We start from the raw sequence: 16348 nt of genomic DNA on the forward strand, positions 1-16348 counted from the left end.
CACTGCCTGCCGGCCGTCCCCGCATCACCGGTCATGCGGGGACGGCCCGCCGGGCAGGCAGCCGTGCAGCCCTTCGGCACGCGGGTGCGGCGCCGGCCGCCGAACCCCGTGCAGCGGGACACCGGACCCGCCGTACCGGTCGCCGGGTCACGCCGGACCCGCGGTCGCACGCCGCACCGCGTCAGGAACTGTCGGGGCGCAGCATCGGCGGGTTCAGCAGGGTCGCTCCGCCCGCTCTGAACAACTGGGCGGGGCGACCGCCCTGCCGCGTGGTGGTGCCTCCGGCGGGCACCAGGAACCCCGGGGTCCCGGTGACCTTGCGGTGGAAGTTCCGCGGGTCGAGGGAGACCCCCCAGACCGCTTCGTAGACCCGGCGGAGCTCGCCGACGGTGAACTCCGCCGGGCAGAAGGCGGCAGCCAGGGACGAGTACTCGATCTTCGACCGGGCACGTTCCACACCGTCGAGAAGGATGCGGGCGTGGTCGAAGGACAGCGGACCCGTCGGGCCGTCCGCCGTGGCGCTGTCCTCGCCGCTGCGGTCCCGGAGCAGCCGGCTCACCGGCGCCCACTCGGCACTCCCGGCGTCACCACCGGCCGTCGGAGCCGGAAGATCCGGGGCGAGCACCAGGTGCGCGACGCTGACCACCCGCATGCGCGGATCGCGTTCCGGGTCCCCGTAGGTGGCGAGCTGTTCCAGGTGTGCGGCGGTGGGGCGGCTGCCCGATTCATGGGTCCGCAGCCCGGTCTCCTCGGCCAGCTCCCGCGCTGCCGCCGTCGAGAGATCCTCGTCCGCCCGGACGAACCCACCGGGCAGCGCCCACTGGCCCCTGAACGGCTCCTCGCCCCGGCGTACCACCAGCGCGCACAGCGCGTGCCGCCGCACCGTGAGCACGACCAGGTCGACGGTGACCGCGAACGGCGGGTAGGCAGACGGGTCGTAGGGCATGCGGTGATCATAGGCGCCCCGCGGAGTTCCTTCCGAGCCCTCGCAGAGCGCGCTGTCTGCGCATGCAGTGCCGCAGTGGCTCCGCCTCCAGGCCGTCGTTGAGCGCCTGATGCAGCAGCCGTGCGAAGACGTAGTCGGGGTCCGTCTCCACCGCCCTCCCGAGTGCGACCCGGGCCGCCGGCTCGTCCCCCAGGGACCAGGCGACCCAGCCCGCCAGAGTCAGCGGCGCGGCCGCATGCCCCCGGTACGCCTGCACACACCGGCGGGCGAGAGCCCGCCACAGCCGCAGCGCCTGCCGCGCCCGGGCACCCTCCATCCACTCCGCCGCCATGTCGCGGGTGGTCCGGTCCTGAAGCCCGAGAATCAGTGCGGCCGCCTCCGCCGAGGTGATCAGCGCGTCGTCGCGGGCGTCGTCGCGTTCCTGGGCCCCGCCGCCGGAGCGCGGGCCGGACGGCCGGGCATCCCGGCCGGCCCGCGGAGCGGCACCCCGGTGGAAGCGGCCGAGCAGCCGCTCAGCGAGCCGTAGCGTCTCGGCGCGCACGGCCGAGACGTCCCCGGCCGCTCCCAGCATTCTCGGCACCAGCGTGGCAGCGGCGGTGTCGAAGGCGTGGACCTGCCGCAACGCGGCGGGCCCTTCCAGAGGCGTGAGCCGCCGCTCCATGGCCTTCAGCGAACCCGCGACCCGGATCCCCGCGAAGGCGGCCGCCGCGGCCATCGGAGTGGTGCCGGGCGGGGGCAGCTCAGCGCCCGCGCCGGAGCAGCACTGCGGCCCCGGGCAGCAGTACGACCAGAAGCGGCTGCCGGACAGGTACAGCGCCTCGTACACCGGCAGGTCCCGCGCTCCGCAAGCGGTGCGCAACTGCTGGGCCAGCGGCCTCAGCCGTTCCATGGCGGCCTGCGCCTCTGCGGGGTCGCCCTCGCCCCCGCAGAGGTACACGACCGCCGCGTCGGGCCGCAGCCCGCGCGCCCGGCTTCCTTCGACGAGACAGCCGGCGAGCTGTTCGGCCGCTTCCGGCCAGTCGTCCGGCGTTTCCGGGATGCCGATCCTGATCCGGCCGCCCAGCCGGCCACGGGGGCCGTGCAGGCCGACCAGGACGACGGAGTCGTCGGGGTGGTAGCCGAGAAGATACGGAAGGGCATCGGCCAGCTCAGCGGGCCCGCGCAGGATCACGCGGCTGTCGGCGAGAGTGAGCTCCTGCGCGGAGTCGGTGTGTCGGGTCATGCGGACAGCGTTTCCCGGGCGCCCGGGAAACGGCCCGGTGTTGTCCACAGCCCTCGTCATTCCGTCAGCCGATCATCCCGTCATTCTGTCTTTCCGTCTCATCCGTGACGGGTTTTCCCCAGCCGCGGTTCGCGCGGACCGGGGCTCATCGGCTTCCATGGGGTCATGGACCCCTCCCCCTCCCCCGGCGGCCCGCTCCACGGTCCCGCACCCTCCGGGCTCCGCACGGCGGCCGATACCGTGCTGGCCCAGCTCGTCGGAGCGGCACCGGGCGGTGCCGTTCTCCGCGAGGACCAGTGGCGGGCCATCGAGGCCCTGGTCAGGGAACGTCGGCGCACCCTGGTGGTCCAGCGCACCGGCTGGGGCAAGTCCGCGGTGTACTTCGTCGCGACCGCGCTGTTGCGCGAGCAGGGCAGCGGGCCGACGGTGATCATCTCCCCCCTGCTGGCGCTGATGCGCAACCAGATCGAGGCCGCGGAGAAGGCAGGGATCCACGCCCGCACGATCAATTCGGCGAACCAGGAGGACTGGGAGCGCGTCCGCCAGGAGGTCGCCGACGGGGCGGTGGACGTCCTTCTGGTGAGCCCGGAGCGGCTCAACAACCCGGGTTTCCGCGACGAGGTACTGCCTCGGCTCACGGCCGCCGCCGGACTCCTCGTGGTTGACGAGGCGCACTGCATCTCCGACTGGGGCCACGACTTCCGTCCCGACTACCGCAGGCTGCGCACCATCCTGGGTGAGCTGCCCGAAGGCATTCCGGTGCTCGCCACCACGGCGACGGCCAACGCCCGGGTGACCGCCGATGTCGCGGAGCAGCTCGGCACCGGCGGTGACGGAGCCGATGCCCTGGTGCTGCGCGGCCCGCTGGACCGGGAGAGCCTGAGCCTGTCGGTGCTGCGGCTGCCCGACGCCGCGCACCGGCTGGCCTGGCTCGTAGGCAATCTCGACAGGCTCCCGGGCTCCGGCATCATCTACACCCTCACGGTGGCCGCGGCCGAAGAGGTCGCCACCTACCTGCGGGACCGCGGGCACCCCGTTCTCTCGTACACCGGGCGGACGGAGAACGCCGACCGGGAAGCGGCGGAGTCCGACCTGCTGGCCAACCGGGTGAAGGCCCTGGTGGCCACCTCCGCCCTGGGCATGGGCTTCGACAAGCCGGACCTCGGCTTCGTCGTGCACCTGGGCTCGCCCTCCTCCCCCATCGCCTACTACCAGCAGGTCGGCAGGGCGGGCCGCGGCGTGCGGCACGCGGACGTGCTGCTGCTGCCCGGCCCGGAGGACGAAGCCATCTGGCGCTACTTCGCCTCACTGGCGTTCCCTCCCGAGGAACAGGTGCGGCGTACCCTCCAGGTGCTCGCCGACGCCGGCCGGCCGCTCTCGCTGCCCGCCCTCGAGCCACAGGTGGACCTCCGGCGCTCCCGCCTGGAGACCATGCTGAAAGTCCTCGACGTGGACGGCGCGGTGCGCCGGGTCCCGGGCGGCTGGACGGCCACCGGACAGCCGTGGAGCTACGACGCGGACCGCTACGCCTGGGTCGCGCGGCAGCGGGAGGCGGAGCAGCAGGCGATGCGGGAGTACGCGGCCACCTCCGAGTGCAGGATGGAGTTCCTCCGCCGCCAGCTGGACGACCCGGAGGCAGCCGCCTGCGGGCGGTGCGACAACTGCGCCGGGGCGCGGTTCACCGGCGAGGTGGCCCCGGACGCCCTCCAGTCGGCGCGGGGCGAGCTGGGCAGGCCGGGGGTGCCGGTGGAGCCGCGCCGGATGTGGCCGACCGGGCTGCCCTCGGTCGGCGTCGAGCTGAAGGGCAGAATTCCGGCGGGTGAGCAGGCGGCCCCGGGACGCGCCCTGGGCCGGCTCACGGACATCGGCTGGGGCAACCGGCTCCGTCCGCTCCTCGCCCCGCAGACCCCCGACGGTCCGGTGCCCGGCGATGTCCTCGACGCCGTGGTGACGGTTCTCAGCGACTGGGCGAAAGGACCGGGCGGCTGGGCGTCCGGTGATCCGGAGGCCGTCCCCCGGCCCGTCGGCGTGGTCACCGTCGCTTCCCGGTCCCGTCCGCAGCTGGTGCGTTCGCTCGGCGAGCGGATCGCGGAAGTCGGCCGGATGCCCCTGCTGGGGGCGGTGGTCCCGGCCACCGACGACCCGCTGCCTCCGCGCAGCAACAGCGCTCAGCGGCTGCGGGCGCTCCACGGGACGCTGACCCTCGCCCCGGAGCTTTCCGAGGCATTGCGGGGCGCGAGCGGGCCGGTTCTTCTCGTTGACGACTTCACGGAGTCGGGCTGGACCCTGGCGGTGGCCGCGCGGCTGCTGCGCTCCGCGGGCGCCGGCGCAGTGCTTCCACTGGTGCTGGCGGTGCAGGGCTGACCGGGCAGCCGAGCTGAGCCGGGCGGCTTCAGAACATACCGAGCTGCCCGGCCGCCTCCAACGGGCCCGGTCCGGCGGCGGCCTCGCGGTGGGAGGGCTTCTTGAGATGCCGCCAGCGGGGCAGCGCGTCCAGGTACGACCAGGACATCCGGTGGTGCGGGGTCGGGCCCCGTTCCTCGAGCGCCGCGCGGTGCACCGGAGCGGGATAGCCCGCGTTGCTGTCGAAGGCGAACTCCGGGTGATCGGCCGCGAGCGCGGCCAGCATCGCGTCGCGCCGTACCTTGGCGAGCACGGAGGCCGCGGCCACCGACACACAGGACATGTCGCCCTTGATGACGGTGCGCACCCGCCACGGAGCTCCGAGATAGTCGTGCTTGCCGTCCAGGATGACGGCATCCGGGCGCTCCGGAAGCCCCTCCAGAGCCCGGACCGCGGCCAGCCGGAGCGCGGCGGTCATACCGAGGGCGTCGATCTCCTGCGGTGAGGCGTGCCCCAGCGCGTGAGCGGTCACCCAGCCGGTCAGCTCTTCCGCGAGCGCGGTGCGGCGCGCCGGAGTGAGCAACTTCGAATCGGTGAGGCCCTCGGGCGGCCGGCGCAGGCCGGTGACAGCCGCGCAGACGGTGACCGGGCCCGCCCAGGCACCGCGGCCCACCTCGTCGACCCCGGCGATCAGACGGGCGCCGGTGGTGGCGCGGAGCGAGCGTTCGACGCGGTGCGTGGGTGATTCGGGAGGCATGGCACCGCCCACCCTACGCGCGCGGCGCTCCCCCGCCCCGGCGGGCTACCCGGAGTTCGCGTTCCGGCCCGACAGACTCCGGGTGTGCGAGGCGTGCCAGCCCTCGAAGGGTGGCGGTGGAACGTGCCAGTGCTCGAAAGGCCTGTCCAGGTGGTAGCGGCCGTCGGGGCCGAGCAGCAGTTCTCTCGTCTCACCGTTGGCCGGGTTGGACAGCGACTCGAATTCCGCGACCGTCCAGTGCAGCCAGCGCATGCAGAACAGGCGCATCGTCAGGCCGTGTGTCACCAGCAGCACGTTGGGCGGGTGGTCCGGAGCGTCGAAGCTGCGCCAGAGGCTCTCGAGGAAGGCGCCCACCCGGTCGTAGACATCGGCCCCGGACTCCCCGTCCACGAACCGGTAGAAGAAGTGGCCATAGGCGTCCCTGGCGAGCTTCTGCTGCCGCACGTGCTCCGGGTCCTGCCAGTTGCCCCAGTCCTGTTCCCGCAGCCGCGGCTCCTCGCGCGCCCGGACCCGGGAGGGGTCGAGACGCAACGCCAGGAACGTCTGATGGGTACGCCGGTACGGTGAGACGTACGCTGAGACGGGCTCCCGCCCGAAGACGCCGCGCAGCCGGTCCCCCGCCCTCTCCGCCTGCCGCCGGCCCCGCTCCGTCAGCTGCAGCGCATGATCGGGCACGCGTTCGTACACCGAGTCGTCAATGTTCCCCTCGGACTCGCCGTGCCGGATGAGAACAATGCGCCGTGGCCGTGCCATGCGTCCACCCTAACGACCCCTGGCGCGGAGCGGCGGCTCACACCGTCCAGGCCGGTTCGACATCGACCACGGCGCCCGTGATCGAGGCCACGTCGGCTCCGGTCTGCGCCCTCAGTGCCAGCCGCTCCACCCGCTCGGTGCGGTACTTGGCCCGTTCGGCAGCCGAATCCCACATCGAGAGCACCAGGAACTCCCGCTCCCGCTCGGCCTCCGCGAACACTCCGCGGAGCATCCCCGGAGAACCGGCCATCGCCGGGTTCCACACCTTCTCCTGCATCAGGGCGAAGTGCTCGGTCCGCTCCTCGCGCACCCGGCAGTGCGCCACCCGCAGCAGGTCCGCGTCGTGGAACCGGGGCTCGAAGCCGGTCTTCACATCGAAGCGATAGTCGAACAACCGTGCCTGCATGTCCTGATACGTACCGGACTGGGAGGCGGCGAGCCGGTCATGGGAGCGGGCCATGAAGGAGTCGTACAACGCCCGGCTCTCCCAGAAGGAGAACAGATGGACGGCTCCTCGCTCCGAACGGCTCCAGCCTCCGCCCTGACCCCGGAAACCGGGCTCGCCCGGCAAGCCTGCCCACTTCCGCTGCCCCCGCTCGAAACCGCCTCGGTCAACGACGCTGCACCGTATCCACTTGACCAGCACCGCGCCATCGTACGGCCAGTTCACCCCCTCCGCGTGCACTCCCCGCAACCTGGACGCGGCCGAACCCGTTTCCGGCAGGATCCGTCACCGGGCGAGGTACTCCTCGAAGGTGATGCGGCCCACCGCCCGCTCCGGTACGGTCAGCGCCCCGTCCCGGAGCGCCCGGGAAGCCTTGCCCGGCAGCACCACGGGGACCACGGGCCGGCGTCGGCCGTGCGCGCTCAGCACAGCGCGGGCCAAGTCCGTTCCCTCGCGCACCTCGGGCCCGGCCAGGTCGGGGACGCGCCCGGCGGGCGCCCCGGAGGCCAGCTCCACCAGCCGCTCGGCCACCTCCCGGACATCCACCGGCTGAAAGCACATGCCGCCGCCGGGGGCCAGGGCGACCGGCAGCAGGCGCTGCGCCGTCGTCAACCCGGCGAGGAGGTCGTGGAACTGCGTGGCCCGCAGAATCGTCCATGGCAGACCCGACTCCGCCACCACGCGCTCACACTCGTGCTTCGCCCGGTAGTAGAACATCGGCACCCGTTCGGTGCCCACGATCGAGATGTACACCAGATGCGGGCTGCCGGCCCGGCCCGCCGCCTCGACCAGGGTGCGGGTCGCCGTCACATCCTTGCCGGTCCTGGTTGTCGCACAGTGCACGATCGGCCCGGCGCCCCGGACGGCGTCATCGATGCCCTGTCCCGTCCGCAGATCCCCCACCGCCCACTCACAGGCGGCCCGGGAGCCGACGGGGCGCGGCCGCCTGCTGAGCACCCGCACCGGGCGCTCGTCCTGCATCAGCCGCCGCACCACCGCCCGGCCGAGCGTTCCGGTCCCCCCGGTCACCAGTGTCGGATCGTCCATCGACGGCTCCCTGCCTTGCGTGCGGCCCGCCACGAGGCCCGGATGCGGCGGCACCGCCGTGGCCGGTGCCCGGCGGGCTCACGAACCACTGCGTTCAGTGTGGCAGCGGCAGCAGGGCCCCGCAGGTCCGGCGGGCCGGGAGCGTGACGGCGGCCGGTCCCGTCCGGAGAAGGACAGTCCACGGGGCAGGGGGCCGGCGCAGACCGACCGGGGAGGGCGTGCCAAGGGGCCGCGGCCTCCTTCGGTGCCCGCCCCCTCAGAGGGCGCTGCCGGGCGGCAGGGCGACCCGCCAGGCGCCTCGGGTCAGATCGAGCGTCGCCGTGCAGTCGACGTGCTCCGGCGGTTGTTCGCCGAGCTGCCACGGCTGCGGCAGAGCAGACAGCTCGATGGTCACCGAGGTTTCCGAAGCGGCAGCAACGACTCCGATCCAGTGCGGGCTCTCGCCGATCAGCCGGCCCGTCGTCGTGACGTCCGGTTCAGGGATCACCACTGAGGAGGTCGCTCGGGCACCGGCGAGCGCAGAGCCGGCCAGCAGGGCCAGCAGGCGGTTCAGGATCGATGCGGGGACCGTCGGGTCCGCCGTCTCGACTGCCAGGTAACAGTCGTCATGCCCGGAATACCACAGGCCCGAGCCCTTGAGACGGGGCAGGACCGGCTCGTCGGTGGCAGCCGTGCCCATGATCAGGGCGATCTCATCGAGCCGCGCCGGACCCGGCACCGCCGGGACATCGACCAGCGTCAGCTCGTAGGGCGACCAGCTGCCGTCCAGGAACCGCGGCAGGCTGTTGCGGTGCATCACCAGGATTTCGTCACCGAGTCCTGGCGTGCCGGAGGCCCATGCCCCGAGCGGATGAGCGGTGAAGTCGACCCCCTGTTCCGCCGCTATCAACGAGGGCCGCCACTGCTGGAGATCCTCGTGCAGAAAACTGACTGTCGCCAGGTCCACGAGGAGGACCGTGTCGTTCGCCGAGCGCGAGAGCACATCGGTCAACTCGTCGGCCTGGGCCGCCGAAGCGCTGATCTGCCACCACCCGTCGGTCTCGCACGCGGTGAAGCTCAGCGGGAACGGTGATCGATCCGTCCCGACACTGTTGGTGCGGAAGGCCCCGTCGTTCCCGACCTCGATCATTGCCGCATCCCCCTGTGTGCTCGGATACCCGTTCCGGCCCGCACCGCTCATCAGCCGTCGGCGGCCGGGGCCGGCTTGCACCGAGGACGGCGAGACGGGGCTGAGCACGTCCGGCGCCACGAGCCGCTGCGTCGTCGGCTGACAGGGAGGTGGGGCAGCGGCACGATGTCGCGTCGCTGCCCCACCTGTCCTGTGGCTGTCGTCCTACCCGTGGGCGGCCCCGGGCGTCAGCTGCAGCCGCTGGTCGAGCCGCAGCCCTCGCAGAGGTAGCAGCTGCCCGCACGCTGCATCTTGGTTCCGCAGGAGAAGCACAGCGGTGCGTCGGCATGAATGCCGAGCTGCATCTCCACCAGTTCGGCGCTGGTGTGCGCCTCCCTCGGGGCGGGCGTCGCACCGGCTGCCGCACCGGGACGGGGGGCGGCCGGCTCGTAGGCCCCGGCCGGCTCCTCCCCGCCGACCGCCGCCGCGTCACCCGGCTCGTAGGACCCGGTGTCCAGGTGGCGCCGTCGCTCCGCCGCCGTGTGGATGCCGAGCGCCGACCGGGTCTCGAAGGGCAGGAAATCCAGTGCCAGCCGACGGAAGATGTAGTCGACGATCGACTGCGCCATCCGGACGTCCTGGTCATCGGTCATGCCGGCCGGCTCGAAGCGCATGTTGGTGAACTTCGCCACGTAGGTCTCGAGCGGCACGCCGTACTGCAGACCCACCGAGACCGCGATGGAGAAGGCGTCCATCATGCCCGCGAGGGTCGAACCCTGCTTGGACATTTTCAGGAAGACCTCGCCCAGCCCGTCGTCCGGGTAGGAATTGGCCGTCATGTACCCCTCGGCACCGCCCACGGTGAAGGAGGTGGTGATGCCGGGACGGCCCTTCGGCAGCCGCTTGCGCACGGGACGGTACTCGACGACCTTCTCGACCTCGGCCTCCTCCTTCCGCTTGGCGGAGAGCGGCTGGCCGACCTTGGAGTTCTCCACGTACACGGCGAGCGCCTTGGTGCCGAGCTTCCAGCCCTGCAGGTAGATCTCCTCGACCTCCTCGACCGTGCTGCTCGCGGGCATGTTGACGGTCTTGGAGATCGCCCCCGACAGGAAGGGCTGTGCCGCCGCCATCATCCGCACGTGCCCCATCGGCGAGATGGAACGCTCACCCATCGCGCAGTCGAAGACCTCGTAGTGCTCGGGCTTGAGCCCGGGCGCGTCGATCACGTTCCCGTGCTCGGCGATGTGCGCGACAACCGCCTCGACCTGCTCGGGCTGGTAGCCGAGCCGCTTGAGGGCCTTGGGCACCGTGTTGTTGACGATCTGCATGGAGCCGCCGCCGACAAGCTTCTTGAACTTGACCAGGGCGAGGTCGGGCTCGACGCCGGTGGTGTCGCAGTCCATCATCAGGCCGATGGTGCCGGTGGGCGCCAGCACGGAGGCCTGGGCGTTCCGGAAGCCGTTCTTCTCGCCGAACCGCAGGACGTCCTGCCAGGCCTCGGTCGCGGCGGCCCACACCGGGCTGTCCAGGTCGTCGACCCGGTGCGCGACGCCATTGGCATCGGAGTGCTGCCGCATCACGCGGTGGTGGGCCTCTGCATTCCGGGCGTAGCCCTCGTACGGTCCGACGACCGCGGCCAGCTCGGCGGAGCGCCGGTAGGAGGTACCGGTCATCAGCGAGGTGATGGCTCCGGCGAGCGAACGGCCGCCGTCCGAGTCATAGGCGTGCCCGGTGGCCATCAGCAGGGCGCCGAGGTTGGCGTAACCGATACCCAGCTGCCGGAAGGCCCGGGTGGTCTCCCCGATCTTCTCGGTCGGGAAGTCGGCGAAACAGATGGAGATGTCCATCGCGGTAATGACCAGCTCCACGACCTTGCCGAAGCGCTCCGCGTCGAAGGACTGGTTGCCCCGGCCGTCGTCGTGCAAGAACTTCATCAGGTTCAGGGAGGCCAGGTTGCACGAGGAGTTGTCCAGGTGCATGTACTCACTGCACGGGTTGGAGGCGGTGATCCGGCCCGACTCCGGGGAGGTGTGCCAGCGGTTGATGGTGTCGTCGTACTGGATCCCGGGGTCGGCACAGACGTGGGCCGCCGCGGCCATCTTCCGGAACAGCTCGCGGGCGTCGACCTCCTCGATGATCTCCCCGGTCATCCGGGACCGCAGGCCGAACTTCGAGCCGGACTCCACGGACTTCATGAACTCGTCCGTCACCCGGACCGAGTTGTTGGCGTTCTGGTACTGGACGGACGTGATGTCGTCGCCGCCCAGGTCCATGTCGAAGCCCGCGTCACGCAGGGCGCGGATCTTCTCCTCCTCCTTCACCTTGGTCTCGATGAAGGCCTCGACATCCGGATGGTCCACGTCGAGGACCACCATCTTGGCCGCCCGGCGGGTGGCGCCGCCGGACTTGATGGTGCCCGCCGAGGCGTCCGCGCCGCGCATGAAGGAGACCGGACCCGAGGCGTTGCCGCCGGAGGACAGCAGCTCCTTGGAGGACCGGATACGGGACAGGTTCAGACCCGCGCCGGATCCGCCCTTGAAGATCATCCCCTCTTCCTTGTACCAGTCGAGAATGGACTCCATCGAGTCGTCGACGGACAGGATGAAGCAGGCGCTGACCTGCTGCGGCTGCTGGGTACCGACGTTGAACCACACCGGCGAGTTGAAGGCGAAGATCTGGTGCAGCACGGCGTACGCGAGCTCGTGCTCGAAGATCTCGGCGTCCGCGGGAGAGGCGAAGTACCCGTGCTCCTCGCCCGCCTTGCGGTAGGTCCGCACCACCCGGTCGATGAGCTGCCGCAGGCTCGTCTCGCGCTGCGGCGAGCCGACGGCCCCGCGGAAGTACTTGCTCGTGACGATGTTGACGGCGTTCACCGACCAGAAGTCGGGGAACTCGACGCCGCGCTGCTCGAAGTTCACCGAGCCGTCGCGCCAGTTCGTCATGACGACGTCACGGCGCTCCCAGACAACCTCGTCGTACGGGTGCACGCCGGGGGTGGTGTGGATCCGCTCGATGTGCAAGCCCTTGCTCGCCCTGCCACCCTTGCCGCCCTTGGCACGCTGACCTCGTGCCGGGCCGCTCGTCGTCTCTGTCATGCCGCCTCCCTGTACGGGCGAAAACGCCCTGCAGTGCCCCGCTTCATTCCCGGTGCACGATTTCTGTTCCGATGACCGGCCGCTGCGCCGCGGTCCGGTCAGCCCTGCCCGCCGCTGCTAGCCGGCGCTGTGCGGATGCCCCTCGCGCAGCTCCGTGACGGCGGCCTCGAAGTCCTCCAGCGAGTCGAACGCCCGGTAGACGGACGCGAACCGGAGGTACGCCACGAGGTCCAGCTCCCGGAGCGGACCGAGTATGGCCAGGCCGACGTCGTGCGTGGACAGCTCGGCGCTCCCGGTGGCCCGCACCGCCTCCTCGACCCGCTGGCCGAGCTGAGCGAGTGCGTCCTCCGTGACCGGCCTGCCCTGGCACGCCTTGCGCACTCCCGAGATCACCTTGTCCCGGCTGAACGGTTCGGTGACCCCGCTCCGCTTGATCACCGTCAGTGCGGCTGTCTCCAGCGTGGTGAAGCGGCGGGAGCAGTTCGGGCACTGGCGGCGGCGGCGGATGGTGGCACCGTCATCGGCCGTTCGGCTGTCCACGACCCGGCTGTCGGAGTGCCGGCAGAAGGGGCAGTGCATCGCTTCCGCCCTCCTCGGGCCTGGTGATCGTGGCGTCCGTGACCCCGCCCGAACGCGCCGTGGCGAGCCCTGCGAGGTGGTCACCAGCATAGGCGATACCCGACCCCCGGAAGGAGCCGGGACCACAATCTGTGGGCGACCAGAGGACATCTAACCACTAGATCTAGGGTTGCTTCGACCGGATGGCCGTACGGCGTGTCGCGTCGGCAGCCGGCCGGCCGGCCCTGCGCGGGCCACCCCGGCGCCACCCTCGGGGGAGCTTACGGAGGCCCTGCCGGAGGCCGCGCGGCAGCACCGGCCCACGCCGCGGCGGGGAGTCCCATACACCCGGAGAGCCAATCCGGTCAGCCGATCAGTAATATTTCACTCGAACGTGTGTTTGGCGCAACCTTTCGATACCAACTACCGTTGTGTGACCAGGGAGTACCACGTGAGAGGGGCGTCATGACCACCGCAGCAGACAACACCGTCACAGCCCGGCCGGCCGCGCCGCGCCAGGGCGACCAGGAGGCCGGCCCCCCGGAGCCCGTGGCGCCGCGGTCCATGCCGGGACGCCCGCCCGGCATCCGGGCGGACAGTTCCGGCCTCACCGACCGGCAGCGCCGGGTGATCGAAGTCATCCGCGACTCGGTGCAGCGCCGGGGGTACCCCCCCTCCATGCGCGAGATCGGCCAGGCTGTGGGGCTCTCGAGCACCTCGTCGGTGGCCCATCAGCTGATGGCCCTGGAACGGAAGGGCTTCCTGCGCCGGGACCCGCACCGGCCGCGCGCCTACGAGGTCCGGGGCGCCGAGACGCCGGCGCCGCAGGCAGCCGACACCGCGGGCAAGCCGGCGGCCTCCTACGTGCCGCTCGTCGGCCGGATCGCGGCAGGTGGCCCCATCCTCGCCGAGGAATCCGTGGAGGACGTCTTCCCGCTGCCCCGGCAGCTCGTCGGTGACGGAGAGCTGTTCGCCCTCAAGGTCGTCGGCGACTCCATGATCGAGGCCGCCATCTGCGACGGCGACTGGGTCACCATCCGGCGTCAGCCGGTCGCCGAGAACGGCGACATCGTCGCCGCCATGCTCGACGGCGAGGCCACCGTGAAGCGCTTCAAGCGGGAGAACGGTCAGGTCTGGCTGCTCCCGCAGAACGCCGCCTACCAGCCCATCCCCGGCGACCACGCCACCATACTGGGCAAGGTCGTCGCGGTCATGCGCCGCCTCTGAGCCGTCCGGCCGTCACCCCTCCTCCTCATCCGCCCTGGTCATATCCGCCCTGGTCACGACGCGGCAGCAGCCTCCGCTGCCGCGTCGATGGCGGCCAGCGAGCGGCGCACCTGATTGCGGTCGGTGGTGTACCAGAAATCCGGCATGGAGGCCCGGAGGAAGCTGCCGTACCGTGCCCGGGCAAGCCGGGGATCCAGCACCGCCACCACCCCACGGTCCTCGGCCGACCGGACCAGCCGACCCGCCCCCTGGGCCATCAGCAGAGCGGCGTGCGTCGCCGCCACCGCCATGAACCCGTTGCCGCCCGCTTCCTCGACCGCCTTCTGCCGGGCACCCATCAGCGGGTCGTCCGGCCGGGGGAACGGCACCCGGTCCATCACCACCAGCTGGCAGTTCGGCCCCGGGACATCCACCCCCTGCCACAGCGAGAGCGTGCCGAACAAGCAGGTCCGCGGGTCCTCGGCGAAGGTGCGGATCAGCTCACCGAGAGTCTCCTCCCCCTGCAGCAGGAGGGGAATGTCGAGCCGCTCCCTGAGCTCCTCCGCGGCAGCCCGAGCGGCGCGCATCGAGGAGAACAGGCCGAGCGTACGGCCCCCCGCCGCCTCCACCAGCTCCGCGAGCTCGTCGAGCATGTCGGCGCGGCTCCCTTCCCGCCCGGGTGGTGAGAGATGCTGTGCCACATACAGGATGCCCTGCCTGCGGTAGTCGAAGGGCGAGCCCACATCGAGACCTCGCCACTCGGGCGCACCCTCACCGGCCCGCCCCTCGGGATCCAGACCGAGGGAGGCACCCACGCCGTTGAAGTCCCCGCCCAGCTTCAGCGTGGCCGATGTCAGCACCACGGACCGCTCCGTGAAGAGCTTCTCCCGCAGCAACTCGGCCACCCGCAGCGGCGCGATCCGCAGCGAGGCCCCGTACCGGTCGTGCCGCTCGCACCAGATCACGTCGGACTCGGAGCCCTCCAGGATCCGCTCCGCCACCTCGTGCACATGCTCCATCGCGGCCATGGCCTGCTTGCGGACCGCGTCCTCGTCCTGCGGTGACCGGTCGCGGCCACCGCCCAGCTCCGTGATCACCGAGCGGGCCGCGTCGCGCAGGGAGGCCAGCGCGTAGCCGAGGTCCTCGGGGATCTCCTCCAGCCGGCCGGGGAGGGCAAGCTCCATGAGCCGCTCGAAGGTCTCGGCAGCGGTCTGCACGGCGTCCGCGGCCTTCTCCTCCACCAGCCGGGCCGACCGGCGCACGGCGCGATGCACCCCGCCGGGGGTCAGCTCGCCGGTCGCGGCGCCGGTGACCCGGGAGACCAGCTCATGTGCCTCGTCGACGATCAGCACCTCGTGCTCCGGCAGGACCGGGGCACCCTCCATCGCGTCGATGGCGAGCAGCGCGTGGTTGGTCACGATGACCTCGGCGACCCGGGCCCGCTCCCGCGCGGCCTCGGCGAAGCAATCCTCACCGTAGGCGCACTTCGCAGCTCCGAGGCACTCCCGTGAGGAGACGGAGACCTGGGACCAGGCCCGGTCGGACACGCCTGGGGACAGGGCGTCCCGGTCGCCCGACTCCGTGTCACCGGACCAGTCCCGCAGCCTCAGCAGGTCCTTGCCGAGCCTGCTGCTCGCCCCGCCCGCCGACTGGGCCGCTTCGAAGGGGTCGAAGAGCCCTTCTTCCTCCTCCTGCGGCACCCCCTCGTGCAACCGGTGAAGGCACAGGTAGTTGGACCGGCCCTTCAGGGTGGCGAACTCAGGGCGGCGGCGCAGCAGCGGCTCGAGAGCCTCCACAGTCCGCGGGAGGTCCCGCTCCACGAGCTGCCGTTGCAGCGCGAGGGTGGCGGTGGCCACGACCACCCTCTCCCCGCGGGCGAGCGCGGGCACCAGGTAGCCGAGGGACTTGCCGGTGCCCGTGCCAGCCTGCACCAGGAGGTGGGTCCCGCCCGTCACGGCGTCGGCGACGGCGTCGGCCATCGCGGCCTGGCCGGGCCTCTCGGTGCCGCCGATGGCGGTGACCGCTGCGTGCAGGAGTTCGGAGAGGGCGGGGCCGCCGGAGGGAGCGCTCATAGGGCTGACACCCTACGTCGGAGCACTGACATCCCGAGTCCCCGGTCACGCGGAGTGCTTTCCGGAACGGCGCGGGGCCGGGCCGGCCGGGTCACCGCTCACGGACCATGACCGCGGCGCGCTTGCCCGGCAGCTGGACCTCCGTGGCGATGCGGAAGCCGGCCCGCCGGAAGGCGGCGACGGACGGGCCGTTGCGTACGTCGGGCTCACCGATCACCCGGGAACAGGCGGGGCGGCGCCGCAGCACGAGGTCGCTGACCGCCCGCAGCAGCACGGTGCCGATGCCCCGGCCCCGGTCGTCCGCGCTGCCGAGGAGCAGGTGCACTCCGGTGTCGTGCGGACGCGTGGGGCAGAAGCGGGCCAGCGGATCGAGGTCGGCGCGGTAGATCTCCCAGTAACTCATCGGGATGCCGTCCCGGACGCCGAGACAGGGGACGCTGCGGCCGTCACCGTCGAGTTGGACCCGGAGGTGCTCCTCGGTGCGTCCGGCCGGGCCGGAGAGCTCCCAGTAGGCGGCCACCTCCGGATCGTTCATCCACTCGGTGAGGAGCGGAAGATCCCGTTCCGGGCGCACCGGGACCAACTGGAACGCTCCGACTGCGGTGGGGACCGGGCCCCACTCGCCGACCCGGTCCAGCAGCTCGCCGCCGTGCGCCTGAGCCCGGTCCGGCCCGGGGGCTCCGGGGTGATCCGGCGGCAGTACGAGGTCCAGCGTGTCGTCCTGCCGGGTACCGGGCTGCACGGGCGCGCCGGCGCCCGCGGGGCGTCGGCGGGCCCGGTGGTGAGGGTGCATCGT

General features: G+C 71.9%; 13 protein-coding genes. 2 read left to right on the plus strand and 11 right to left on the minus strand.

Annotated features, from left to right (window positions below):
* Positions 1–181: 181 nt before the first annotated feature.
* Positions 182–946, minus strand: a complete 765-nt coding sequence (locus PJ985_RS14740) for an NUDIX hydrolase (RefSeq protein WP_271684202.1) — start codon at positions 944–946, stop codon at positions 182–184.
* 7 nt (positions 947–953) lie between these two features.
* Complete coding sequence (locus PJ985_RS14745) at positions 954–2168, minus strand: DUF4192 domain-containing protein (RefSeq protein ID WP_271684203.1); 1215 nt, start codon at positions 2166–2168, stop codon at positions 954–956.
* 165 nt (positions 2169–2333) lie between these two features.
* On the opposite strand from PJ985_RS14745, the gene PJ985_RS14750 reads away from it, so the two are divergent.
* Positions 2334–4532 (plus strand): RecQ family ATP-dependent DNA helicase, encoded by a 2199-nt coding sequence (locus PJ985_RS14750; RefSeq protein WP_271684204.1) that lies wholly within the window; start codon positions 2334–2336, stop codon positions 4530–4532.
* 28 nt (positions 4533–4560) lie between these two features.
* On the opposite strand, the gene PJ985_RS14755 is transcribed toward PJ985_RS14750, so the two are convergent.
* The 7 genes from PJ985_RS14755 to nrdR form a co-directional block, all read right to left on the minus strand.
* Positions 4561–5268, minus strand: coding sequence for a ribonuclease HII (locus PJ985_RS14755; RefSeq protein ID WP_271684205.1), 708 nt, complete (start codon positions 5266–5268; stop codon positions 4561–4563).
* A gap of 45 nt (positions 5269–5313) precedes the next feature.
* The gene (locus tag PJ985_RS14760; RefSeq protein WP_271684206.1) at positions 5314–6021 is read right to left on the minus strand and encodes a histidine phosphatase family protein; all 708 of its coding nucleotides are present in this window, start codon (positions 6019–6021) and stop codon (positions 5314–5316) included.
* A gap of 37 nt (positions 6022–6058) precedes the next feature.
* The gene (locus tag PJ985_RS14765; RefSeq protein ID WP_271684207.1) at positions 6059–6667 is read right to left on the minus strand and encodes a YdbC family protein; all 609 of its coding nucleotides are present in this window, start codon (positions 6665–6667) and stop codon (positions 6059–6061) included.
* A gap of 84 nt (positions 6668–6751) precedes the next feature.
* Positions 6752–7513 carry an SDR family oxidoreductase gene (locus PJ985_RS14770; protein ID WP_271684208.1) on the minus strand — a complete coding sequence of 254 codons (762 nt, stop codon included), beginning with the start codon at positions 7511–7513 and terminating at the stop codon, positions 6752–6754.
* A 256-nt stretch (positions 7514–7769) separates the two neighbouring features.
* The gene (locus PJ985_RS14775; RefSeq protein ID WP_271684209.1) at positions 7770–8642 is read right to left on the minus strand and encodes a hypothetical protein; all 873 of its coding nucleotides are present in this window, start codon (positions 8640–8642) and stop codon (positions 7770–7772) included.
* Between the two features lie 227 nt (positions 8643–8869).
* On the minus strand, positions 8870–11716 hold the full coding sequence (locus tag PJ985_RS14780; protein WP_271684210.1) for a vitamin B12-dependent ribonucleotide reductase: 2847 nt from the start codon (positions 11714–11716) through the stop codon (positions 8870–8872).
* A 117-nt stretch (positions 11717–11833) separates the two neighbouring features.
* The gene (nrdR, locus tag PJ985_RS14785; protein ID WP_271684211.1) at positions 11834–12295 is read right to left on the minus strand and encodes a transcriptional regulator NrdR; all 462 of its coding nucleotides are present in this window, start codon (positions 12293–12295) and stop codon (positions 11834–11836) included.
* Positions 12296–12838: 543 nt separating this feature from the next.
* On the opposite strand from nrdR, the gene lexA reads away from it, so the two are divergent.
* Positions 12839–13501, plus strand: coding sequence for a transcriptional repressor LexA (gene lexA / locus PJ985_RS14790; RefSeq protein ID WP_443033490.1), 663 nt, complete (start codon positions 12839–12841; stop codon positions 13499–13501).
* A 53-nt stretch (positions 13502–13554) separates the two neighbouring features.
* On the opposite strand, the gene PJ985_RS14795 is transcribed toward lexA, so the two are convergent.
* Both PJ985_RS14795 and PJ985_RS14800 read right to left on the minus strand, forming a co-directional pair.
* Positions 13555–15552, minus strand: a complete 1998-nt coding sequence (locus tag PJ985_RS14795; RefSeq protein WP_271684213.1) for an ATP-dependent DNA helicase — start codon at positions 15550–15552, stop codon at positions 13555–13557.
* A 91-nt stretch (positions 15553–15643) separates the two neighbouring features.
* Positions 15644–16345, minus strand: a complete 702-nt coding sequence (locus PJ985_RS14800) for a GNAT family N-acetyltransferase (protein WP_333909858.1) — start codon at positions 16343–16345, stop codon at positions 15644–15646.
* Positions 16346–16348 lie beyond the last annotated feature (3 nt).

This window comes from Streptomyces sp. ACA25, assembly GCF_028200735.1.
In the GTDB taxonomy this organism is placed as follows: Bacteria; Actinomycetota; Actinomycetes; order Streptomycetales; family Streptomycetaceae; genus Streptomyces.